Source organism: Phenylobacterium sp. (assembly GCF_030697925.1).
Lineage (GTDB): Bacteria > Pseudomonadota > Alphaproteobacteria > Caulobacterales > Caulobacteraceae > Phenylobacterium.
Map to the genome: position 1 here is coordinate 22,682 of NZ_JAUYOJ010000203.1, position 23,761 is coordinate 46,442.

Sequence of the window (23,761 nt, forward strand, 5' to 3'; positions counted from 1 at the left end):
GGGGCTTTCACCGCCTGGGATTCACCCCTTGTTAATCTTCGCGTAGGGCGTCACGAATGATGTCGGTCAGCGGGCTGACGATATAGGATAGAACGGTGCGTTTTCCGGTTACGATCATCGCTTCGGCCGGCATGCCAGGGCTCAATTTCACGCCTTTGGGCAGCTTGGTCAGCTCCTGTGGCGGAATTCGCACATCGGCGCGGAAATAGCTCTCGCCGGTCCGCTCGTCGACCAGCTGATCAGCGGAGACGGTGACGACCACGGCCTCGACCGGTGGCACACGCTGGGAGTTGTAGGCGCTGAGCCGCACGCGAGCCTTCAATCCGGGCTTCACGACGTCGGTGTCCTGCGGTTTGATTCGCGTGGTCACGATCAGCGGGACATTGGCCGGAACCACGCTCATCAACCTCTCGCCGGGAGCCACGATCCCACCGACCGTGAATTGCGTCAGATCGAGCACATAGCCGTCGGCAGGCGAGCGCACAGTGGCCGCGTCAAGCATCTGGCTTGCGGCCGTGAGCTTCGGCCCGACATCCGATAGGCCGGCTTGCGTTTGGCGCAGGCCTTCCGCCGCCTGGCTCACCCGTTCCTCGCGCAGGGTGTTGAGCTGAAGCCGGGTCTCGCCCATCTGCTCGCGCAGTCGCGTGGTGTCCGCCACCAACGCGCCCCGCCGCCCGGAGAGCTCGGCCAGGGTGCGCTGATAGCGCAGGATCAGGGTCTTCGGCGCATAGCCCTTCTCGTAGAGCGTCTGATACCCGGCCAGCTCTTCCCTAGTCAGGCGATCACTCTCGTTGAGCGCGTCGATCTGGGCGCGGACGCCGCCGATCTGGGTCTCGACCTGTTGCAGCCTCTGCCCCAACACGTCACCCTGGGTGTCGAAGTACTGCAGGCGCGTGGCGAACAGGAACTGCTGGTCACGAATCAGGCCCGCCACCCGTGGATCGTTCGCCCGTGCCATCAGCTCCGGCGGAAACGCGATGACGCGCTGGTTCGTCGATTCAGCCTGCAGCCGGGCGATCTGCGCCAGCAAGGTGTCGTACTGGTTCTGAAGGACATCAACACTGGCGCGGGGCTGGACGTCGTCGAACCGCAGCAGCACTTGGTTCAGTTTCACGTGCTGGCCCTCATGCGCCAGGATGGCGCGCACGGTCCCCCCCTGGAGATGCCTGACAGTCTTGCGGTTGTCCTCGACACGGACCATGCCGGGAGCCACCACGGCGCTGTCTAGCGGCGAGACGGCGGCCCAGAGCAGCATGCCCACCACGAACACGCCGACCACGATCGAGCCCATGATCATCGGGCGCTTGACGCGCCGCCGCAGCTCGGCGTCCAGGGGCGCGAGGTCGCCGCCGCTGAAGGCTGGGGTCACATAGGGTTTGACAGGACCGAGTTCGAACTTCACCGGCTGGCCTCGATCTTCTGGACCGGCGCGGGCTGGACCACCCGGGCCATGACCTGTTCGCGCGGCCCAAACAGCTCCACGCGGCCGTCGCGCAATAACAGCATCTTGTCGGCGCTGCGGAACACACTCGGCTTGTGCGAGACGATCACGATGGTCGCACCGCCAGCCTTCAGGCCGTCGAGGGCGTTGACCAAGGCCTCCTCGCCCTCGGCGTCCAGGGCGGCGTTTGGCTCGTCCAACACCAGCAGGCGCGGATTGCCCATCACAGCGCGGGCCAGGCCCACGCGCTGGCGCTGCCCCGCTGAGAGCACGTGGCCCGCCTCGCCGAGCTCAGTGTCATAGCCGTTGGGCAGGCGTAGGATGAGCTGGTGAACGCCGGCGACCTGGGCGGCCCAGACCACGGCGCTGTCCTCCACGTCCGAGCGGAACCGGGCGATGTTGTCGCGAATGGTGCCGGCGAAGAGTTCGGTGTCCTGCGGTAGGTAGCCGACATGCTTGCCGAACTCGACCCGGTCCCAGGAATAGACGTCGGCCCCGTCGAGGCGGACCGCGCCGCTGTTTGGTTGCCAGATTCCGACAATCAGGCGGGCGAGCGACGACTTGCCCGCGCCCGAAGGGCCGATGATCCCTAGCATCTCACCGGGCTCGACCTTGAGATTGATCCCCTGCAGCACAAACCGGTTGGCGCCAGGGGGAGCGAAGTTCACGGCCTCCACCGACAATTGACCCATCGGCGTGGGCAGGGCTGTTGAGGCCGCGGCGGGCTTCCAGTCCTTGAATAGGGCGTTCAGTCGCAGATAGGCGCGGTAGCCGTTGTTGAGTCCATCCCAGGAGCCGACCAGCCGGTCGATCGGCTGCAGGGCCCGGGCGGCCAGGATCATGTTGGCGAAGAGCAATCCCGAGTGGATTTCGCCCTTCACAACCAGATAGGCGCCGATGGCGATGATCAGCACCTGGATCGCCTGGCGCGCGAACTTGCTGATGTTGGACAGCACGCTGGCCCGCTCGCTGGCGACGGCGCTGCGTTCCATCGTCACCGAACGGAATCCGGCCCAGCGCTGACCCAGCGGCTCGACCATCCCCATGGCCCGAACGACCTCGCCGTTGCGCAGCGCCGCGTCGGTGAAACCATAGCTGCGCAGGGCCGCGTCGTTGGCCTCCTTGAGAGCGGGCCGGGTGGCGCGATCCTGGACGATGGTGATACCGATCAGGATCACGGCGCCCATGAGCGTCACCACCCCGATCAGCGGATCTATGACGAACAGCACGGCGATGAAGACTGGCATCCAGGGCAGATCGAACAGGCTGCCGAAGGCCGAGCCGGTCAGCATCTGGCGGAAGGCGTCGAGGTCTCGAAGGGCCTGCGAACGCAGGGAGGGATTGCCGCGCAACACGCCGTCGAACAAGGCCGAAAACACCTTGCCGCTAACGCGTTGGTCCATGACCACGCCGAAGTTGATCAGAACCTTGGCGCGATAGTCGTCGATCAGGCCCGAGACGATAAAGGCGCCAAGGACTGCGACGGTGATGACCACCAGCGTCGGCACGCTGTAGCTCGTCATCACCCGCCCGTAGATTTGGAAAGTGTATAGCGGCAGAGCCAAGTAGAGCACGTTCGAAACCGCGCTGAATCCCGCGGCGAACCAGAGGGGGGTGTAGCCCTCCTTGATCGACCGCGTCAGCGGGTTGTCGGGCTGGTCAGCCATCGGGTTCAGGATATTCATGCGCGCCGGGCTGTTCCGTGGATGTTCGCGGTCGTTGGACGCCGCGACCATCGGCGATTCTGGCGAACCGGGTCCGAGCCGGATCGCGCCGAAAACGCGCGAGACATGCTTGGGGCTCTTGCTGATGTCAATGGCGCAACCAGCCACGTCACTCTCCTGAGGCGTGTGCTAGGAAGCCGCATGCGGGCCGCGTCGCCCGCCCAGGGAGGCGCCTTGTCCAGGATCGCGATCATCGGCAGCTGCATAACGCGAGACTTGTGGCCGATCCTGGGCGAGACGCCGCAGAACCTGCTTTATGTGTCGCGCACCAGCCTGGCTAGCCTGTTCGCACCGGCGCCTGCGGGCGTCACGACCGACGATAAACCCCCGAACGGTTTGCGGCCGCAGCCCCACGCGGCGCTGGTCGCCGACCTCCGCAAGACCGCCCTGGCCGCCCTCATCGCGCACCGGCCCACCCACATCATCTTCGACTTCATCGACGAACGTTTCGATCTGCTGGCGGCGGGGGGCGGCCTTGTCGCCCGCACCTGGGAACTGGAAGTCAGCGGCTATCTCGACCAAGCGCTGTTCCGGACGGCGCGCGCCGTGCCACGCGCTTCCCAGGCTTGCGATCGGCTCTGGGCGGAAGGCGCAGCGGAAATGGCCGCCTTCCTCCAGGCCACTCCCCTCCGGGAGGCGACCGTGATTCTGCATGAGGCCCAATGGGCGCAAGCCTACCTGGACCGGTCCGGCGCCACTCGCCAGTTCGAACCCACCATCGAGGTGCTGCCGGGCAGGTTCGCGCGCCTCGACGAGCAGAACGCCTTGCTGCGCAAGTACCAACGGACCTTCGCCCGTCTCGTGGGAGACCTCGCCCGGCTGTCCGCGCCGGACGAACTGCGGTTCGCCTCAGAGCGACATCGCTGGGGACTAAGCCCCTTCCACTACGTAGACGGCTATTACCGGAAGATCTGGGATCAACTCCGAGACCTTGGGATTTAGGCCCGGAAGCGCTAGCGGCTGGCAGAGCCGCGGGTCGCCCAGTGCTCGAGGGGCGTCAGGCGATCGGCGATCAACGACGGTGTGGCCGCAACGTAGGCCGCGGTTGGAAAGCCTGGCCGCGCCTCTCCGACCCGCCATGCGCCCCCCTCGAGGTAGTCCAATAGGGGATTGGTTTCCGCCAGGAGCTCCTCTCCGCGCAACGCCGCATAGTGCGACGGATCAAACCATGCGCTGGGGCTTCGGCCCTGACGCCAGCCTTCGACTACGAAATGCGAGAGCGGTTCGAGCCCGGCGTCCGCGACATCGGGATTCCTGGTCCTATACCAGTTGGGATCGAAGAGAGGATGCGGTTTCAGCCCACGTCGCGATCCAGCCTTGAGATAGTGCACGAGGCCCGGCGTATCGCGCTCACCACGGGAGACCTGGCCGCTATAGAAGCTGACCGAAAAGAGCGGGTGCGGACTCAGGCCCTGCCTCCAACCTGTCCTCAAGTAGTGAGCGAGGGGATTCTCGATCGCTTCAATCAAGTCGGGGCACTGAGCAACATAGTAAGCGATGCTGAAGAGCGGGTGGGGGTCGCGTCCGAGCGCAGCACCCATGTGAACGAAATGCTCCAGCGGCGTCAGGCCGGTTGCGCCGATTTCCGCGCCATTGCGTTCAATATAGAAGGCCGGGTCGAAAAGGGGGCTGGGCGCACGCCCCTCCCGCCCGCCAGCCACGATATAGTGGACCAGCGGACTGAGGCGGCCCTGCGCGACATCTGGATAGCTGGCCAGGTACCAGTCGTGATCGAGAAGAGTCGGCGTGGCGATGGAGCCGACTGGCCCGCGCCGGGCATAGGCCGCCATGGCCTTCAAATCGGCGATCGACGCGCCTACGCCCACCCCGCTTGGGGGCCAAAGACCGGAACGGGCGATGACGGCGGCCCGGCCGATGGACCGCAGTTTCACCAGCAGACGGTCGACAAGCCGCGCGGCGCGATTGCGGCGGCGGCGGCGCGCCTGCGAGGCCCTTCCCAGCCTGTAGCCGCGGGCGACTTCGGCGCGCAGTCTTCGCTGGATTTCACCCTGCTCGGCCAACGCCTCGGAGAGCGCAAGGCTGAGCCGACTACGGGTCAGGGCCTCGTCAGCCTGGGCCCGGGCATGCGCAGCCTTCAGTACGTCGAACCGCTGAGCAACCGCGTTCGCCTTGGCCACGAGCTCGGAGGTTTTATCGTTCGCGTGATTCGCCAAGGCCCCGGCCATCGTGAGACGACCTCCCGTTTGCTGTTGCCCGTGTCTCCGTCTAGGCGCCGACGCTGTCAAGCGACCGGTGATCAAAGGCCCTCGGACAGCAGCCAGCTGCGATAGCTGCCGCGGCCCGTCGCAAAGGGATCGGGGAACGCCGCCTGCAAATCGGTGCGTTCGCGATAGAGCACCCTATGCGATTTCTCGATCTTGGCTCCGTCGGCATAGGCGTCATATGCCCAATACCGATCAGGGATGGTCGTCACCGTGGTGTTGGCGACTTGGCGCTTGTACCAATTCCAGATCTCGTAGACTGGGTAGTTGTCGCCGGCATACTTCTTGGTCATCAAGTCGCCTGTAGGGCCAAGCTTGGTGAAGTGCCAGAAGCGCAATGGCTGACCGTTGACAGTAACCCCACCGTCTCGCCCAACCGCGATGGTGCGGCGGCTCAGGTTCCAACTGGCTACATTGTATCCCGGATCGCGGACCACCTTCACCTTGTCAAACAACGCCGGTACGTGGTCGCACCAGCGCTGGTCGACAAAAATGCCGTTGGGAATGTCATCGTAGCAGAATGACAACAGCCGGTCGTTCCACCACTTGGCGAAGCGCTCACCCTCCCCGCTCGTCCGGATCGCGACAAAGCCGAGATTGAAGATGCCCGTGCGCGAAGCGGAGAGGTCGTTGTCCAGGATCGCGCCGCGATCTTCATTAGGATCGACAAGGTGCGGCGTCAGTAGGATGTCATGGTCCTGCAGCCAGCCCACAAGGGGCTCGAGGCTGTTCAACAAGGCAGTGTCGGGGTCCAGATAGATGGCGATGTCTGCGCCGGATGCGCAGGCCTGGTGCAGAAACGGCCCTTTCACCGCCGTGCAAACCTCCACGACATCGTGCTTGAAGAGCCACCCCTTGAAGTTTGGAATCCCAAGGTCCTGCGCCAAGACCACCCGGTCGAAGGGTTCGCTCGCAGGATCAAAGGCAAAGTTCAAAGGCGGCTCGTCGGTGATCAACGCCACCAACTCCCAATCGGGGTGGAAGCGTCGCAGTGTCTGGAAGAGCACGCGCGCGCGGTTCAGGTAGGAGAAGGTGAAACTCGAATAGACCAGCACCTTCACCTTAAGGGCTCCGTCAACAGGTCGACCGTCAGGCCGCTCAGAGCCAGATCATAGAGCGCTGGCCTACGCTGGGTGCGGGCCAGCTCGCAGATGGCGCCTGTCTCGAACATGTTGGTCAGCACGGTCTCATTGGGCACCACAAGGCCACGGCCCCCGGCGCCAACGAAGAGCGCGACGTTGCCGCTGTCGGGATTGGTCAGCACCGCCGCACCCGCAGCGACCGCCTCATAGGCGGTGAATGAAAAGGTCTCGCGACAGAGCGACCACACCATCGCCGCATCGATCTCGAGGGTCTCGATCGCATCGCGCATAGCGTAGGGATGCTCGGCGGTCACCGAGACCGGATGGTGTTCGATGGGCAATCCCCCAACTGTGTCCTTGGCTAGGTGCACAAAGACGTAGCGCTTGTCTGACGCGAACCGGAGCGCCAAATCGCGGAAAATCGGCCATCCTTTGTAGGGGGTCGGGATTCCCAAATAGGCCACGCGCAACGGCCCATCACCGGTTGTTGCCTTGGGCGCGGCGCGTTCGACAAGACGTGCGTGTGGCAGCACTAGCTGCGCCTCGGTCGGAAAAGACCAGCCCGCCCGCCAGGTGTCCAGCGCGGCTTGGGAAGGCGCCACCGCCGTGAGCGACAGCGCGTCGAAAAGGCGCTCGTGGACCTCGATCTGTCGGCGCCGCAAAGGGCCATACACGCAGATCGAGCACGCGTTGCTTTCGGGCGGAGGCGCGCCGCAGTCGGCGACGTCGTTGCGCATGAGGTGGAAGCCGTCGCACAGGCTGGCGAAGTCATGAATCCAGAAGAAGCCTCGGCTTAGTCCCGTGGCGCCGACGATGTCCAGCACGTCCTGGGCGGCGTGGCCCAAGAGGTTGTGGATTGCAAAACTGCGCTCGCCGGGGAGGACATCGCTCAAAGCCGCCCGCAAGGAGGCGGACACCGCAGCAGGTGGGAAATGTCCCACGAGTTCGCCATTCCACAACACCCCCAGCGTAGGCGGTGATTGCTCGCGAACCGTTGGCCATGGCACGGAGGGAAAGACGTGCAAGTGATCGCGTCCGAGCGCGGCGATGCGCTCGCCTTCCCGCTGGAGGCAGAATTGCAAACCACCGACGTTGGTGGCGTAGTTGTCGTGACTGAAGGTCAGATGCAGGTCACGCAGGCCCGAGCGGCTGGTCGAGAGTGCTCGTGCTAGTGCAGCGGGGCGATCCGCCCGAACCGCGCTTGCAAAGCGCTTGGCGTCAAGGAGGCGATCTTCCATCGACCGGAGCTTGGCGATCACGTCATAGCGAAAGCCAAGCCCGTGCTTGGCCGCCCGCCCCTCAGCCCGGCCGGCCACCAGGTAGTGCACGTAGGGGTTCATCCGCGATCCCGCGACGTCGGGGTTGAGCTCCATGTAATCGTTGAATGAGAAGGACGAGGTCGGGTCGCGGCGCTCGCGCCAGCCGGTCGCCAGGAAGTGTTCTAGCGGATTCTGGCCGCTTGCCGCCACATCGGCATTGGCGCCTAGATAGAAGGCGACATCGAAATTCGCCGCGATCAATGCGCGCTCCGATGCTGTGATCGGCGCGACGACGTCGCCAGGCGCCGCCTGCGTGACTGTCGCCCCGGGCGGCGCCCCCGTTTCGAAGGCCCACGCCGTGCTCCGAGTTCGTACGTCGAAAAGGTAACGATCCGCGGACGCCGAACGGACGATGTCGCGGCCTTCGCCCAGTCCGCTGGTGAGATAATGATAGAAGGGGTTGACCCCACTCTGTGCGACGTCCTCGTGGACGCTCAGGTAGTGCGACGTGGAGAACCAGGCGGCGGGGTCGCGCCCCTCACGCCAACCTGTCTGAGCATAGTGGGTCACCGGGTCGATGGGGGCGCCGCGAAGGTCCTCGTAGGCGCCGCGGTAGAAGGCTGTATCGAGCGCAGTGGAGAGCACGCGGTAGATGTCGTCGTTGGTGGCCGGGGCGGCCATGGGGGATATTCCTGTCAAACGCGGGGTTAAGTGCAACAGAAGGCCCGATCGATCAACCGGCGGTCTTGCAGGCCGCGGCGTGCGGCCATAGAGCGGGGAAGCCTGCGCGAACGAATCGGACGATGACGAAGACAATAATCCCCAACGTCGCCGGCGCCCGGACGGCCTATCTTGTCCTGGGCATGCACCGCTCCGGCACTTCCGCGATCACACAACTCCTGGCGCTGGCCGGCGCTCAGCTGCCGGAAAACGTCATGCCCGGCGACGAGCACAACGCCAAGGGCTACTTCGAACCGTGGAAGATCGCGATCTTCAATGACCAACGGCTGCGCGCCGGTGGCAGCGCTTGGGACGACGTCTTCGCCTTTCCCTATTCGCGCCTAACCGCGCGCCAGGAACGCAGTTGGGTGAACCGGGCGACTGCGTTGTTCGAGGCTGAGTTCGGCGGCGCGACGTTTCCGCTCATGAAGGACCCGCGCGTAAGCCTCCTCCTGCCCTTGTGGCGCACAGCGCTGGACGAGCTCGATATCGCACCCCGTTGCGTAATATCGGTACGCCACCCCTTGGCGGTTGCGGATTCCCTCTCCAAGCGCAACGGCTTTCCCATCGAGAAGTCGGTGCTACTCTGGGTCACCTACATGCTGGCCGCTGAAGCCCATACCCGCGACTTGCCGCGCGTATTCGTGTCCTATGATGAGTTGCTGGGCGACTGGAGGGCGCAGGGGGCCCGGATCGAGGCTGCTCACGAGGCGGCGCTACCGCGGCTCACGCGTCAGGCCGGGAAGGAGATCGACGCCTTCTTGAGCACCGACTTGCGCCACAGTCCGGGTCAGGGCGACCTCGCAGCGGTGCCTCAAGTGGGCGCGTTGGCGAACGCGGTCTACGACTGGTGCATGGCCGCTGCTCGCGACCACCGACTGGACGGCGCTCCGCTTGCGTCTGGGACCCAAGACCTGATCGAGATGAAGCAGCGGATGGGCGCCTTTGTCTCTCCTGTGACCAAAGACCTCGATGCGACGCGGACCGAGCTGCTGGAGGTGCGTCAGCGCCAAGATTTCGAGCGTAAGGGGCGCCGGCGTCTCGAAGCCGAGATCGGCCGGCTCGAGGCTGAGATCGCTCGATTGCAGGCCGAACGCGCAGCGGTCGGCTCATTGCTGGACAGGCTGCTCAGCGAAGGCTAGGCGCCAGCAAGGCTGGAGCGTTCGAACTGGCTGCGATCGCGACTTGGTGGATGAGGAACTCACCACCGGGTTGGTCTTCCAAGTCCAGGCGAATCTGGTCGATAATCGAGTTGCGCCAGTCCTCGCCGCCCACCGTCAAGCGCGTCATATCGTAGACCAAGATGCTGGTCTCATGGATCGCGGGGTCGGCGCCAGATATCGGCTTAGCCAGGAATTGCACGGATTCGGGGTGGGTTTCGGTCGTGTAGTAGAGGGCGCCATCCCAGGTCTTTCCCCTCTTCAGCCGCGTAAGACGCACCAACACAAGAGAGTAGGACCACCCCTCGATCTCCAGGTCTCGCGGTGAACGAAGGGGCGGGTCTACGACCCTCACATGCAACCCCTTGTCGTCTGCCAGTGAGAGTTGGCTCTTCGCCGCGGTAAAGCCGTCGGTCGAACCGTCGAAGGTCCAGAGCTTGGCCTGGCGCAACGGCTGGCCCGCCAACTCGAACACGCCAATGTCCCCATTCCACCTCACCGGGCCAGTCCGTTCACCGCCCTGCCGGACGACACTTGGCTTGGCCGCCCGATAGTCTGGCGCGGGCTGGTCGCACCCGCTCAGGTATGTCGCCACAAATAGGCAAGCGATGTTCGACCTAATCACGGGTGGGCTCCGACGCCGGCCTGGGCCCGAGCTCGCACAAGAGATGGATCTATCGTCAAGTAAAGGAGCCCAGCAATTGCGGAAAGATCTAGAAAATAGAGATAACGATAGTCGCAGGCCAGAGATATTATAAAGAAACTTGCAGTAAATACAAGCGAAGACAGCAATAATGCGACAATCACTATATCTTGATTTTCTCTCCGGAGAATCAGGAGAACTGAGACAACGATCGCAGTCAAGGCATATGCAAGATGCGAAAAGACTGGCGTTGCAAAGAAGCGTGCAGAGTAGCTGTAGAGAAGCCGATCGGCGGAGTCGACGCCAGGAGCCAGGTCGAGCGCCTTGAGTTTCACCGCTGGCCCATCAACGCCAACATGCACAGGCACGCATCGCTCGATCGCCGGGGTGAAGAACACCCATCGGAACGCATCCCAACGATGGGCGAGGTAGGCGCCTGGATGATGAATGATGATATCGCGCCATTCGGCGCCCACTGTCTCATTCGACAACGGCCAGAGGTTCGCGCCGAGCGCGGGCGCCCGGTCGAGGAAATCCACCCTCTCTGGTGAATAGACCTTGGGCGCTTCAGCCCGGATGAGATCGTCACTGGTCGAATTGGCGGCGTCGATCCTACTCAACGCCAGACTTCGATCATGAGCCACGGAGCCGACGATGTCGTAGTGCTGCAGGATCCGTATGCCCACGCCTATGGCCATGTCCGGCCCGGCGCTCTTCGGCTGGGCGGCGAACGCCAGCACTTGCGACAGGATGACGACAGCCAGGAAGCCTCCGCCACCCCAGGCGAGCCCGGCACGCCAGCCGCTAGGCCAGGCGACCCACCCGAGCGCGAGCGCCGCCAATGCGACCACGATCAAACCGTTCTGCCGCACGATGGCGGCCAGCGCCAGCAGGACGAGCGCGCCGAGCAAGGGAAACCATCGAGCCTGCCGTACTTCCCAATGGCGCGCGGCGTGGGCGAGACAGACGAAGCCGGCGACCGCAACATTGGCGAACAGCACATCGCGCCAAACTATGCCCTGATAGACGAGCAGCGCTGGCGAGAGGACCACGGCCAGGGCGACGGGAACCGCGAACCAGGACACGCCCGGGCGAAGGTTGCAGAGGGACGCCAAGCTTGCGAACAACAGAAAGCCGCTGGCGACGACATAAAGGCCCGTCCCTGGAATGATCTCGTCGAAGACCCGAAGGATCATCGCATAGATGGCCGGGGCGAAGGTCTCGCGGACCTGCATTCGTCCTTCGTAGAGCTGCATGATTGAGTCGACGGACAGGTGGCCGGGCAAGTTGGCGCCCAGCATCAGAAGAAATCCCGCGATGAGCACATTGCGCACGGCGTGGGCTGCCTTGAAAGCCAAGCGGGACCCCATCAACCTGTCTTGAGATTCGGACGCATCAGGCTCGACCCTGCATCACCACGAGAAATCCGACCAGCATCAGGCCGAATCCCGCCGCGAACTGCCAGGTAAGCTGCTCCTTGAAGATCAGCCAGGCCATCAACGGCACCAGCCCCGACCCCAGCATCGAGAAAACGTAGGCGCCGGAAAGCGGCAATCGCGTAAGGATGTAGAACCAGAACACCGCCGTAAGACCGTACCAGCCAAAGGCGCCCATTAGCGGATAGTTGCGCAAGAGCTTCAGGAAGAAGGGACCTTCCAACCGCTCGTTGTAGATCGCGGCCCATTTGAACATCGCCTGGCCAATCGGCAAGGCGACGGCGAAGGCTGTGCACATGAGGAAGTCCTTGACGCCCACGGTCAGGTCCTCGCGATGCGTTCGATGGCGCGGAGATAGGGGTGAACAGGGCGGGCCGGGACATTCAGCACATCGAAATTCAGCGCCTGCAACAGCAGCTGCACGCCGATGATAACGGGGAGGGCTGCGGCCATGACGACGCCGGCGGAGGCTGCCTGTCCAGGCTCGCGCGTCGCCAGCCAGTTGAGGGCGTATATCGCGCCGAAGACCAGGCCGAGAAAGCCCGCAACCAACTCCACGGTCGCTACGGTGAAGTCCCGGACGAAGTATTGGCCCACAACGCGGCGGATGAAGTTCTGCACGTGCCGCAGGGCGAACGGGCCGACGATCGCGGTGATCCGCAGGTTTGAAACCTCATCTCCGTAGCGGGCCGGGATCGGCACGTCACGGACGACAGCGCGTAGGGTGCCCAGGTGATAGAGGAGGTCTGTCTCGAAGAAGAAGCGCCTGGAGATGCGTTTCTCCATGATCCGCCGGGCCACGCTGGCCTCGATGGCGGTGAAGCCATTGGTGGGGTCGAACACGTTCCAATAGCCCGTCGAGACCTTGGCGGCGAAGCTTAGGGCCGCGTTGCCGAAGATTCGCACCCGCGGCATGACGGCAAGATGGCTGATCGAGGTGAATCGGTTGCCCTTGGTGTAGTCAGCCTCCTCGAGCAGGATCGGCGTGACGAGGTGGGGCAGGTAGGACAAGTCCATCTGATCGTCTCCATCGATCTTCACCAGGATGCGCCCTCCCCGTCGCTCGGCCTCGGCATAGCCTTTCAAGGTGGCGCCGCCCACGCCCTGGTTCTCGTCGAGGCGCACGACGACGACGCGCGGATCGGTGGTGCGCGCGGAGATAAACTCTCCCGACAGGTCGGGGCAGTGATCGTCGACACAGACGATCCCTTCCACCCAAGGCGGAATTTTCCCGATCACCGATAGGATGTGATCGCGCACCCGGTAGCACGGGATGACAATCCAAACGCCCGCGCCGGGCAGGCTGGGCCCGTCGAACGAGATGTTATGGGCCTTCTTGCGTCGTGTTGTTCGTTCGATCGGCATATGCCCAGGACCTATTGAGGTGCGGCTAGCATGCCCCGCGAGAGCTTGCCAAGCGCGAGTTTGGACCGCTCGAGGACGGACTTCTGAGTTGAGATTCGGGCTCAACGAGGCCAGCAGCGCCATGCTTGCGCCGCGATAGTCGACCTGATACCAGCGCGCCTTGGTCGGGAGAAGCGATTGCAGACCGCACAGCACATGTTGCGGACCGGACGGCGGGGATCGCTGTTCGAGTTCAGGATGGCGTGGCGGGACTTCCACACCTCTCTGGAGCGCATCAGCCTTGCTTGGTCGCTCGCCTGGCACGATGTCGTATCGCGCTACCGCGGCTCGATCCTGGGTCCGTTCTGGATCACCATCTCCATGGGCCTGATGGTCCTCGGGATCGGCCTGCTCTATGCCCAGCTATTCAAGATTTCGCTTCGCGAATTCATGCCGTTCGTGGCGCTCGGCATCGTCTTCTTCGGCGTGATCTCCAGCATCATCAACGAAGGCTGCGAGACCTTCGTCCAGGCTTCTGGCATGCTGAGCCAGACGGCGCTGCCAATGTTCACGTTCGTCTGGCGAACGATCCTGAGGAACCTGATCAACCTTGCCCACCACTTGGTTATCATCCTCGGCGTATTGATCTGGTACGGCTATTGGTCGACCATGAACGTGCCCTTGGCACTGGCGGGCCTCGCCTTTCTTCTCCTCAATGCATCCTGGATCAGCTTGCTGGCGGCGATCGCCTCAGCGCGCTTTCGCGACATCCAGCAGATCGTCGTATCTGCGATGCAGTTCGCCATCTTCATGACCCCGGTCTTCTGGCGACCGGACGGCTTTCCGGCGCGCCACGCCCTGCTCGTGTTCAACCCCTTCAATCATATGCTCGAGGCCGTTCGTGCGCCGCTTATGGGCAAGCCGGTTGACGTCGAGACCTACGTCTTCCTGAGCCTAATGGCGCTGGTCGGCTGGGGCCTCACCTTCACGGTCTTCGCCCTGACCCGTCGACGTATCGTCCACTACCTATGAAATCTCCGCCCGTCTCCATCTCCGTCTCCGATCTCACCCTTCGCTTCCCCGTCTACGGCGTTGATGCGAAGTCGCTGAAGAAGCACCTGGCCCGTGTGACCGTGGGGGGGCGGCTCGGATCGCCCCATGCCGGCTCCACCGAGGTGACAGCCCTGTCGAACGTGAGCCTGGAGCTCCGGGCTGGCGATCGCCTGGGGCTGATCGGACACAATGGATCTGGCAAGACGACACTCTTGCGGGCCCTTTCAGGGGCCTATGAACCCGATGAGGGCCAGATCGACGTCCACGGCAGGATTGCGGCCTTGCTTGATCTTGGCCTGGGGATCGACCCGTCGGCCACCGGGCTGGACAACATCCGACTACGCGGCCGCATTGCTGGTCTCACCGCCAAGGAGATCGAGGAGAAGATGGATGAGATCGCGACCTTCACAGGTCTCGGTCCGTTCCTAGCTATGCCCCTCAAGACCTATTCTGCCGGCATGCAGGCGCGCTTGGCCTTTGCAGTCTCCACCTCCGTCGAAGCCGACGTGCTGCTGATGGATGAGTGGATTTCAGTCGGGGACGCCGACTTCCAGAAGATGGCCCACCGTCGACTGCTCAACCTTGTCGAGCGGGCGGGCATCCTGGTGCTAGCCTCCCATGACACCGAACTCCTGCGTCTCTACTGCAACAAGGTGATGCGGTTGGAAGGGGGGGTGGCTTCGCAGGTCGTTTCCATACGCAAGCTCAACGAACTGCTCGCCGCGGCGTGAGATTGCGGCCTCTCGGCCGGTGACTGCTAGACCGCCAAGGCTCAAGGGGCCCCGCGAAAAGCCAGTGGACGTCGTATTCACCATCATTTCGCGAAACTACGCCGCCCAGGCCGCGACGCTGATGGAGAGCCTCGCCTCAGCCGAACCGGATGTCCGGCGCGTGGTGGTCGCCACCGATGGACCGATCGCCGTTCCCCCCGGGGTCCAGGTCATTGACGCTGCGAACCTGGTCCCGGATTTCGCGGCCATGTCCGCCTACTATGACGCCCTGGAGCTCAACACGGCTGTGAAGCCCCATGCGTTCCGGGCCTTGCTGGCCGAGCCAGGCGTCAGGTCCGGCGTCTATCTTGATCCTGACATCTATGTCTATCGGCCGCTGGGCGCTGTGCGCGAGGCCCTGGTCCGCGCACCGCTGGCGCTGACGCCCCACATCACCAAGCCGCTGCAGGGGAGAGCATATCCCAATGACCACATGATCCTGATGTCCGGCGCTTACAACCTCGGCTTCATCGCCGCGCGGGCCGAGCCGCAGATCGACGCCCTGCTGGACTGGTGGGCTCAGAAGTGTCGTTTCGACTGCCGGGTGGACTTCACAAGCGGCCTCTTCACCGACCAGAAGTGGATCGACCTGGCTCCTGGCCTTGTCAGCGACGTGGCGCTCCTGCGCAGCCCTAGTCTGAACCTCGCCTACTGGAACCTGGAGGGCCGCGAGCTGGCCCGGGGTCCCAGCGGGTGGGTCGTCGACGGCGAGCCACTCGCCTTCTTCCACTTCTCCGGCTTCGACCCGCATCGCCCCAAAGTCCTGAGCAAGCATCAAGACCGCATCAAGGTGGCGCCCGGGTCGCCGCTGGCAGCGCTCATGGCCGACTATGGCGCTGCGCTCATCCGCCACGACTACAGCAAGACTGCGTCCTCCCCATACGGCCACCGCGCTTTTCCGTCAGGCCGCCTGGTCACGCCCGCCATGCGCCGACGCCTATGGCGCGCGGCGGCTTCGGCTGAGGACTTCGGCGGCGGCTTGACCTACGCCGCGTCGGACTGGCTCGACTCGGCCGATCCGGCCGCCGCGGTGGCTGGCCTGCCGGATATCACCCGCCTGATGGACCAGGTTTGGCGCGATGCGCCGTGGGCCTCCTGCCTCGAGGTTGACACAGCGGAAGGGCGACTTGCCTTCCATAAGCGATATACCACCTCGGGTGAGGACCCCGCCGCCGTGGCGGCGGCGCAGAATCTGCTGAAGGCTTGGCGCGCTGGCGTTCGTCTGGCGGCCGACGAGGTCATGCTGGATATCCCCTGGCGCAGCGGATCGGGGCAAACCCTGGCCTGGCTGACCTCCGGGCCAACAGAAGCGTCGCCGCGGGCAGTCGCCGCCGTCGTGTCTGGCCGAGAGGACCTGAGACGCCGATTCACAGGCGACCCTGAGGGGCTCCTGGCCTGGCTGTTGGGTCCGGAATCGGTCGATGGACGGTTCAGCGCGACGCTCCTGCCCACGGCGCTTCTGGAGCGGCTCGCCAGTCAGGAGACGATCCTGCTCCAGGCCGCCCGCTTCGCCGGCGCCGGCGCCAGCGATCTGAAGGCCCGCCTGTTCGCGGCCTACGGTCTGGCGCGTCGCGCCCGCTGGCCTGCGGCGCTCGTTCGTCCGCTGCGCGCCGCCTTCGACGCCCCGGCTCACGGCTTCTCGCGTTATGGCCCGTTTCCTCAGGCGTTCTTGTCGATCTGGGAGAGCCGAACCGATCTGCAGCGCCGCTTCCACCTCACGAACCTGCAAAGCCGCTTTGGATACCTCCGCTGGCTGACAGCTGGCGGCTTGGCCGAGTATGGGGTCGACGTCTCTGCCTTGCCCGGGCGCGTCCGTTTGAACCCCATGTTCATCCTGGCCCGACTCACGGTTCGTCGGGCCCCGCGTGCCGAGCCGGTCGAGGGTGCGCCGCAAGGGGGATGCCCTATCCTGGCGATCATGGAGACCCAGGGCGACTGGGCGCCGGCCGACGCGGTGATTTTTGAGGCGTCCGCCGGGCGCTTCCGCACGGCGAAGGGAACGCCTGCCTCAACCCCCGCCGCCACCGACAAGCTGTTTTTCTTCACCCGTCGCGGGTTGGTCGCCGCTGACGTCGTGGCGCTCCTGGCCCGCGGGGTGCGGTGGAGGACGGGATTGGGCGTCTGGGATCCCGGCGCCGGCGCCGCCACGGGTCAAGCCAGGCCGTAGCGCCGCTACGACGGCGGCGTAGTCGTCACGGGACCACCAGCTCCTGGCCGCCGGCGCAATATATCCAACCTGCGGGCGCCCTTCGGTATAGGAAGAGCCGATAGCGACCGGGAGGCACGGCGTCGGCCGCGAGATCCTCGACAAAGCCACTCAACCTCGCAGCGGGCTTTGAGAAGTGAGCCGCGACATCCGGGCGCGGCTTGTCGACCTGGATCGGCGCCAAGTACTCGGCCCCCAGACCGGACAATCGCAGCACACCTTCGCTGAAGGCCGGGCGCCGGCCTAGGTTGGAAATCCAGCCCGAGACCTCCAGGCGGACACCCTTCTCTGACATAGGCCTTAGGGCGACCGCTTCAGGATTACAGCCCTTCGCCGGCTCGGCCGAGGCGAGCGCTTTCAGCAGCCGGGCGTCTGAGTCCACCGACTTGATGGCGCCCTGGACGAGCACCTTGGACGGCGGACCGCCGAGGTCCAGACTGTTGATCTTCGCCACTGCGGCAGGCGACGCCGCCGGCGCAACGTCCATGCTGAACTTCAACCCCGATTCGACCACCTCAAGGATGACCAGATCGGGATCGAAGCGCTTGATCAGATCCTCGCGCCAAGCGCCGTCCTGATTGTGCGCGATGATCAGTGTGCTGAAGTGTGAATAGAGGAATGGCAGCAGGGCGTTGCTGAATGAGTCGACAGTGATCAGGACCGTGGGCTTGCCGACTTCGCCGGTCTTGATGACGCGCGCGCCGGTCCAATCCCGCTTGCTGGTGAGGTAGGTCGTGACGTGCTGTTGCTCGGCGAGGGGATCGCCCAGCGCCACATAGTCGAGGTTCACGAGGCCCGCGACGCCTAGCATCTGGGCCAGGTCGCGATAGGCGCTCGCAGTCGTCGGGGGGAAGTCGGCCATCGGACGCGGCGGCTCGCCGACCTCCAGGCGCTGCAGTTCGTGCATGATCGCGACATAGGCCATATAGGCGCCAGCGCCGGTCCAATGGGTGTCGTGGGGGCTGAAGGTCTTCACGCCAGAGTGGGTCGCGGTCTCCACGGCGGAATAGAGATGGAGGACGTCTCCAGCGCCGGATCGCTTCGCCAGCGTCGCTAGCCTCAGGCCCGCGCGCTCATCGCTGGGCCCAGCATACCAGGCTGGGCCATACTGGGGATAGACCGTCTCCTTCAAGGGCGCGGTGACGACGAGATACGGCGTTCCATGGGCTCTCAGCGCCTCGGTACGGCCTGCCAGCGCCGTCAGCCAGGCCCGCGTTTCGCCTGCGGTCAGCGCCGGGTCACCCCGCGCAGAGCCGAGATGGCTTCCATCGTCGTAGAACAGCCAACCCGACCTGCCGACGATGACCCGCGACGAGCCGGTGACCTGGAACGGCAGCCGCGCATAGTTGAACGCCGCGATGAGGTGGGCGCGAGCGGGAAAACGATCGGCCACATAGGTGTCGACGCCGGCCCGAAAGCGGTCGAAGTCTCCCGGATGGGTGGGCCAAGCCGGCGCGCTGGCGAGCGTGCGGTTCTCCTTCAGATCGGGAGCCGGCAACCACGGCGGCACGACGAAGGCCGCGATCAGGATGGCGGCGACCGAAGCGGTCAACACCCGCCAATGGAGATTGAGCGAGGTCATGCTCTCAGAACCGGAAGTAGAGGAACGGGTTGAGACTGGAATTGGCGAGCATCGCCACGCTCAGGACAAATCCCACGACCAGCGTCAGCACCGGGATGGCGTGGACATTTCGGGTGTCGAGGTCGGGCGACAAATGAGGGCTGGCCCCGATACGCGGGGCCTGGAGGCGATCCATCAGCCTCGGCAGAAGCGGAAAGGAGAGAAGCGCGCCAGCGACAAAGGCCGTCAGAACCTGAGCGTTCATCAGGTAGGCGAAAGCCACGCCCGGCGTCCCATGGCCGCTCAGGCTGAACATGTCGGCTAGATAGCTCAAGGCGTGGCGCAGTCCCACGGCGCGGAAGAAGACCCACGCGATCAGGACCACCAGCATCGCGTAGGCGTGGCGCAGCAGCCGCGGTGAAGCGTCAAGGACCCGATCGAACCCGAACCGCTCGATCATGAGGAAGGCCCCGTGGAACAGTCCCCAGACGATGAAGTTCCAAGCCGCGCCATGCCACAGACCGGTCAGGAGAAAGACGGTCAATAGGTTGCGGACCGTGCGTAAAAGGCCGCCGCGGTTCCCGCCGAGCGGAATGTAGACATAATCGCGAAACCAGGAGGAAAGCGACATGTGCCACCGCCGCCAGAACTCCGTGATGGACTGCGCGGCGTAGGGATAATTGAAGTTCTTCGGGAAGGTGAAGCCCAGCATGAAAGCCAGGCCGATCGCCATGTTCGAATAACCACAGAAGTCGAAATAGATTTGCAGCCCGTAGGCTGCGACGCCGGTCCAGGCGGTGAGGCGATCGAGCGAGCCGGGGGCCGCGCCGAAGGCGAAATCGGCGACTGGCGCCAGCGTGTTGGCGATGAGGACCTTCTGGCAGAGCCCAACAATGAAATACTGGACGCCCAATCCAAGCTGGGCGGTCTTGCGGCGATTGGCGTGAAGTTCGTCGCGAATAGCAGCGAAGCGCACGATCGGTCCCGCGATGAGATGCGGGAACATCAGGATGTAGACGGCGAACTTATCGAGCCCTCGCTCAGCGGGCACCTGGCGTCGATAGACATCGAAGGCGTAGCTGATGAGCTGGAAGGTGAAGAATGAGATTCCCAAAGGCAGATCATGGTTGATCTCCGGGAACGGGGCCCCCGGCAGCACCTGGTTCAGGTTCGCGGCCAGGAACTGCGCGTACTTGAAGTAGGCGAGGACCGCCAAATCCAGCGCTACGAGGGCGATCAGCGCTGATCGCCGTCGCGGGTCCGACTGGGTCCGACCGATCGCCGCGGTGCCGAGATAGTTGACTATGATCAGGGCGCCCAGGAGGACGATGTAGACGCCCTCCCCCCAGACGTAGAAGATGACGCTGCCCAGCAACAGGGTGCCTGTGCGCCAGCCGCTGAGGTAGTAGCCGAGCAGGAAGATCGGCAGAAAATAGAAGATGAAGATGACCGAACTAAATAGCATGCCGCCCCTACGCCTCACCTGGCAGGTGAGGCGCTAGCCAGACGGCGGCATGACCATGCGCCGACAAGGCCGCCGGTCGCCTCACCCCCCGTTTAGGACCATGACGTCTCTCCCGGAAATGGCAATCGGCACCATCTCGTCCCGTGACCGCACACCCAGGTCATCTGAAGCTGAATCGGACGTTACGCGAAGCAGGACCTGCGCCGACGGGGTTGAGGTCGATCGCCGGGCGTCTGGCGGCGAGCGCCGCGGCGTCCTGGTCAAAGGGCTGGTCAGTGCCCCAGCCATCGATCGTAGAGGTGATTGCCGGAACCGACCTGGCAATGGGCGTTGAAGTGGAGGTCATCCGAGGTTTCCAGAGCGTCAGTTCGACCATCTGGCGCCTGGAGCCAGGCTGCATTTCCTGGCCGCGGCGAACCTGGCCGGCGTACGGCAGACCAGCGCCACTCCGAGCGCAGAATGTTGGCGTGCCGGCGTCGCCCCAGGCGCTGCGCATGCTCTGGAAAAGTTCGGCGAGATTGATACCGTAGCGTGCGCTCTTGTCGGCCAATGTCGCGCCCTGCTCGCTCTGCGGTCGCGTCCGCCTCAACGCAACCCTGCAGCACGAAGCTGCACGGAAGGGCTCCAACCGAGCCTCTCACGTCCAGCTGTCCGATCCCGCTTCGCCCATCGGCGGTTGAGCTATCCGTGGGCGGGCTTCGCCGGACGTCGGGACGATGTCGCTTCCGTGGCGAGACCTTCTTGTCTGAACGCGCGCACGATCTCGTCGATGACTGAACTCCAGTCACCAGACGCGGTCTGACGGAACAGCCGCACCGATGGATACCAAGGGGAATCCACCCGGTTCCGCTGCCAGCGCCAGTCCGTGCGGATCGCCGGCAACATCACCCAGCATGGCTTGCCGAGCGCGCCGGCAAGGTGAGCCACTGCGGTGTCGACCGAGATCACGAGGTCGAGTTGTTCGATAATCGCAGCCGTATCGGCAAAGTCCCCAAGCGGGACCTGAAGGTCGATGAGGGGGCACCCGAGGTCGGCCAGGGGCTGGAACACATCGCGAGATGGCAGGGAGCGGTGAACATCGTTCTTATGGCTCGGACTGCCCCGCCATACGAGGCCGATGCCGCCTTTCGACGCGTAGCCCGCCCACTTGGCGCGTCGGTCGTCGGGCGCAACCAGGTACGGAGCCGCCGGGATCGTCGAAGAACTTAGCCATCGCGGGATCGACATTGGCAGGGTCCAATAGTCGAAGGGCGGCATGGTCATGCTGGTGGCGAGAGCCTCAACCCGTACACCCAAGCCTGCGAAGAGGTCGACCAAGTCGGGAGCGCATACCAGCGTTACATCAGCGCCTTGCGCCTGCAGCAGCGGCGCGTACCGGGCAAACTGAATCTGATCGCCGAAGCCCTGTTCTGGCCATATCAATAGAGACTTGCCGATCAAGGACTCGCCGGACCATTCCGGAAGGTCAAGGCGCATTACGCCTTGATTGGGCACATCCTTGCGCGCCTCGTAATAGGTCCAACCTCGTTCAAAATCACCGAGGCCGAGGTAGAGATAGCCAAGGCTCAGCCGCGCCGGATGGTAGCTTGAATCCAGTCGTAGCGCGGCTTGCAACGCGCTTTCAGCTTCATCGATCCGCTGCGCGAGATGGTAGATCGTACCCAGATGATAGTACGCAACGGCGTACGGCTTGAGCTCCAGGGATTTTTGGAACGCCGCCTCCGACTCATCCAGGCGTCCACGGTCCTTCAGCACCTGCCCCAGATTCAGATGGGCCTCAGCAGATAGGGGCGCGCGCGCGATGATCGCGCGCCACTGGGCTTCGGCCGCTTCGAGATCACCTCGCCGCAGATGCGCCGCGGCAATGCGGAATTCGTCCATGAGGTTAGCCGTCGAGGGCGCAGAACCGGCGACCGAGCCCTCCTGCCTCTCCAAGGTTTGACTCATCGACGACGCGACCCCGGCCGCGTCCGATCCCATACGCTGCGTTCCAGCCCGCCAGTCCAGCAAGCCGAGCTTGCACATCCAGCAAAGGCCCAGGGCGACGACCTGGTGGCGCGCCGCGGCCACGCCCTGAAGGATTTCGCCGACCGACAGCTCACCGCGCTCGAAGAGGACTCCCAACACTGCGGAACATTCCTCCCGCGTGGCCCGCCATGCCGCCCCAAACTCATCAAGGCCGAGCGGCTCGCGAGCCTCAAGGTCGCCGGCTGACGCGCCGGGAGCGAGCGACAACCTGGTGGTGGTCCTCAAAATCTCCGTCGCGAACCCAGCGAAGCTCTCGAACGGATCCTTTTTCACGGGATTGAAGCGATGCTTCACTAGGCCGGTCGTGGCGGTTCGACGGATTTCGCCGAGCTCCCCGAGCAACGCTTCAAGTTGCCCAACCACCACAGGCCAATCGAACATGGCGCGCACCCGCTTGCGGCCAGCAGCGCCCATGTTAGCGCGCAGGGTTGGTGATCGGATGAGGCTGGCCAGACGCTGCGCCGCATCCCCGACATGCACCGCCGTATGTTGAGCTACCACGCCCACATAGGTCTGATAAGATAGGCTTCCTGACAAATGCTGGTTGATCAAGGATCGGCCCGCGCCGAACGGCCCGCCGAGCGTTCTGATAAGGAACCCCTCCTCGCCGTCACGGACGGTAGAGCGATAGCCATCCCAATCACTGACCACGACCGGAAGCCCCGCGGCCATGGCTTCAAGCGGCGTGATCCCAAACGTCTCCTGGATATTGTCGACCAAGGACAGGAAGATGTCGGAGGCCGCCCACATAGCCCCGAGGCGGGCCTTATCGTTTCCGTCCAGGAAGTGCACCGCGAGCGAGGGCGCACATGCCTGGGCTGCTTCTTCATACAATTTCCGATCGCGCGCCTCATCGGGGAACCATCCGACCATCACAAAATGCAGGCGGGCGCCGGTGTCGCGGGCGGCCTCCTCCAGCGCACGGAACATCGGTTGGGGGAAGGCCTTCTCGAAGAAGGAAAGCCGCCCCACCCAGAGCACCAGGATATCGTTGTCCTCGATCCCGAGCTCAGCGCGTGTCGATTTCCGAACGCCAGGGCGATCGGCCAGCGCCTCCAGGATTGCCGCCTCAACGCCCAACGGGAGGAGGGGGAGGTGGGGTTTGGGACCCGTCTTGCCGCCGAAGCGGTCGGCGAGATAGTCGGCCCACTCGTCGAACATCGCGCCCATCGCCCGCTGCACGCTGGGCGAGGTGCAGATCACGGCGTCCCATGGCTGCACAGGCGATATCAAGGCCGTGGAGATGATCTGACGCATGGCCGGGGGAGCGATTGTGTGGACAACGCCCAGCAAGCTGTAGGCCTGGTCCAGCCCCGCGGAGCGTCGCAGCCAAGCCATGTCGGCCAGGTCGGGATGCCCCCGTAGCAGCGCGCCGGCCTCGACGGCCGGCGCCTGGTCCAGGATGTTCGCGACGCCGACCTTGGGCCGCGCCGCTGCGCCGTGCAGGAGCCCGTCGCTGAGGGTCTGGACCGAGATATCAACCCCCGTCAGGAAATCGACGTGGTCGAAGCTGCCGTGCCGTACGATGGCTCGGAAGAGCTCGACGTTGGCGACATCCTTCCCAAAAGGATTGTGGCGGGCCTCGACGCCGCCTGTCGGATGATAGAGTGCAATACGGCTGGACAATGGACCTCACGGGGATTGCAG

At 64.3% G+C, this 23,761-nt stretch carries 18 protein-coding genes; 5 read left to right on the top strand and 13 right to left on the bottom strand.

The window, feature by feature from the left end; all coding sequences use genetic code 11:
• Positions 1 to 31: 31 nt before the first annotated feature.
• Together Q8Q88_RS19515 and Q8Q88_RS19520 are read right to left on the bottom strand one after the other, a co-directional pair.
• On the bottom strand, positions 32 to 1,402 hold the full coding sequence (locus Q8Q88_RS19515) for an HlyD family type I secretion periplasmic adaptor subunit (protein WP_305676851.1): 1,371 nt from the start codon (positions 1,400 to 1,402) through the stop codon (positions 32 to 34).
• Positions 1,399 to 3,108, bottom strand: coding sequence for a type I secretion system permease/ATPase (locus tag Q8Q88_RS19520; RefSeq protein WP_305676852.1), 1,710 nt, complete (start codon positions 3,106 to 3,108; stop codon positions 1,399 to 1,401). Before Q8Q88_RS19520 ends, Q8Q88_RS19515 begins: the two co-directional genes overlap by 4 nt.
• Positions 3,109 to 3,339: 231 nt before the next feature.
• Between Q8Q88_RS19520 and Q8Q88_RS19525 the strand changes: the two genes are divergently transcribed.
• Positions 3,340 to 4,107, top strand: coding sequence for a DUF6270 domain-containing protein (locus tag Q8Q88_RS19525; RefSeq protein ID WP_305676853.1), 768 nt, complete (start codon positions 3,340 to 3,342; stop codon positions 4,105 to 4,107).
• 11 nt (positions 4,108 to 4,118) lie between these two features.
• On the opposite strand, the gene Q8Q88_RS19530 is transcribed toward Q8Q88_RS19525, so the two are convergent.
• The 3 genes from Q8Q88_RS19530 to Q8Q88_RS19540 form a co-directional block, all read right to left on the bottom strand.
• Positions 4,119 to 5,351: a hypothetical protein gene (locus Q8Q88_RS19530; RefSeq protein WP_305676854.1), complete on the bottom strand. Its 1,233-nt coding sequence runs from the start codon at positions 5,349 to 5,351 to the stop codon at positions 4,119 to 4,121.
• Positions 5,352 to 5,422: 71 nt separating this feature from the next.
• Positions 5,423 to 6,448 carry a hypothetical protein gene (locus Q8Q88_RS19535; RefSeq protein WP_305676855.1) on the bottom strand — a complete coding sequence of 342 codons (1,026 nt, stop codon included), beginning with the start codon at positions 6,446 to 6,448 and terminating at the stop codon, positions 5,423 to 5,425.
• Positions 6,445 to 8,409 carry a hypothetical protein gene (locus tag Q8Q88_RS19540; RefSeq protein WP_305676856.1) on the bottom strand — a complete coding sequence of 655 codons (1,965 nt, stop codon included), beginning with the start codon at positions 8,407 to 8,409 and terminating at the stop codon, positions 6,445 to 6,447. The genes Q8Q88_RS19535 and Q8Q88_RS19540 overlap by 4 nt, the downstream gene beginning before the upstream one ends.
• 122 nt (positions 8,410 to 8,531) lie before the next feature.
• On the opposite strand from Q8Q88_RS19540, the gene Q8Q88_RS19545 reads away from it, so the two are divergent.
• Entirely contained in the window at positions 8,532 to 9,590 is a 1,059-nt protein-coding gene (locus Q8Q88_RS19545) for a sulfotransferase family protein (protein ID WP_305676857.1), read from the top strand.
• On the opposite strand, the gene Q8Q88_RS19550 is transcribed toward Q8Q88_RS19545, so the two are convergent.
• From Q8Q88_RS19550 to Q8Q88_RS19565, 4 genes are all read right to left on the bottom strand, one after another.
• The gene (locus Q8Q88_RS19550) at positions 9,577 to 10,083 is read right to left on the bottom strand and encodes a hypothetical protein (protein ID WP_305676858.1); all 507 of its coding nucleotides are present in this window, start codon (positions 10,081 to 10,083) and stop codon (positions 9,577 to 9,579) included. The two genes, Q8Q88_RS19545 and Q8Q88_RS19550, sit on opposite strands and share 14 nt — an antisense overlap.
• Positions 10,084 to 10,229: 146 nt before the next feature.
• Positions 10,230 to 11,609 (bottom strand): hypothetical protein, encoded by a 1,380-nt coding sequence (locus Q8Q88_RS19555; protein ID WP_305676859.1) that lies wholly within the window; start codon positions 11,607 to 11,609, stop codon positions 10,230 to 10,232.
• 37 nt (positions 11,610 to 11,646) lie between these two features.
• Entirely contained in the window at positions 11,647 to 12,006 is a 360-nt protein-coding gene (locus Q8Q88_RS19560; RefSeq protein ID WP_305676860.1) for a hypothetical protein, read from the bottom strand.
• A 2-nt stretch (positions 12,007 to 12,008) separates the two neighbouring features.
• The gene (locus Q8Q88_RS19565) at positions 12,009 to 13,052 is read right to left on the bottom strand and encodes a glycosyltransferase family 2 protein (RefSeq protein ID WP_305676861.1); all 1,044 of its coding nucleotides are present in this window, start codon (positions 13,050 to 13,052) and stop codon (positions 12,009 to 12,011) included.
• A 177-nt stretch (positions 13,053 to 13,229) separates the two neighbouring features.
• Here Q8Q88_RS19565 and Q8Q88_RS19570 point away from each other — a divergent pair, with 177 nt between their 5' ends.
• The 3 genes from Q8Q88_RS19570 (at position 13,230) to Q8Q88_RS19580 (ending at position 17,021) form a co-directional block, all read left to right on the top strand.
• Complete coding sequence (locus Q8Q88_RS19570) at positions 13,230 to 14,063, top strand: ABC transporter permease (RefSeq protein WP_305676862.1); 834 nt, start codon at positions 13,230 to 13,232, stop codon at positions 14,061 to 14,063.
• Positions 14,060 to 14,815: an ABC transporter ATP-binding protein gene (locus tag Q8Q88_RS19575; RefSeq protein ID WP_305676863.1), complete on the top strand. Its 756-nt coding sequence runs from the start codon at positions 14,060 to 14,062 to the stop codon at positions 14,813 to 14,815. Before Q8Q88_RS19570 ends, Q8Q88_RS19575 begins: the two co-directional genes overlap by 4 nt.
• A gap of 64 nt (positions 14,816 to 14,879) precedes the next feature.
• The gene (locus Q8Q88_RS19580) at positions 14,880 to 17,021 is read left to right on the top strand and encodes a hypothetical protein (protein WP_305676864.1); all 2,142 of its coding nucleotides are present in this window, start codon (positions 14,880 to 14,882) and stop codon (positions 17,019 to 17,021) included.
• 25 nt (positions 17,022 to 17,046) lie between these two features.
• On the opposite strand, the gene Q8Q88_RS19585 is transcribed toward Q8Q88_RS19580, so the two are convergent.
• The 4 genes from Q8Q88_RS19585 to Q8Q88_RS19600 all read right to left on the bottom strand — a co-directional run bounded on the left by Q8Q88_RS19585 (position 17,047) and on the right by Q8Q88_RS19600 (position 23,740).
• Positions 17,047 to 18,642, bottom strand: a complete 1,596-nt coding sequence (locus Q8Q88_RS19585) for a hypothetical protein (RefSeq protein WP_305676865.1) — start codon at positions 18,640 to 18,642, stop codon at positions 17,047 to 17,049.
• A gap of 4 nt (positions 18,643 to 18,646) precedes the next feature.
• Positions 18,647 to 19,837 (bottom strand): MBOAT family protein, encoded by a 1,191-nt coding sequence (locus Q8Q88_RS19590; RefSeq protein ID WP_305676866.1) that lies wholly within the window; start codon positions 19,835 to 19,837, stop codon positions 18,647 to 18,649.
• A 409-nt stretch (positions 19,838 to 20,246) separates the two neighbouring features.
• Entirely contained in the window at positions 20,247 to 20,636 is a 390-nt protein-coding gene (locus Q8Q88_RS19595; RefSeq protein WP_305676867.1) for a hypothetical protein, read from the bottom strand.
• 131 nt (positions 20,637 to 20,767) lie between these two features.
• Positions 20,768 to 23,740: a glycosyltransferase gene (locus Q8Q88_RS19600; protein WP_305676868.1), complete on the bottom strand. Its 2,973-nt coding sequence runs from the start codon at positions 23,738 to 23,740 to the stop codon at positions 20,768 to 20,770.
• Positions 23,741 to 23,761 lie beyond the last annotated feature (21 nt).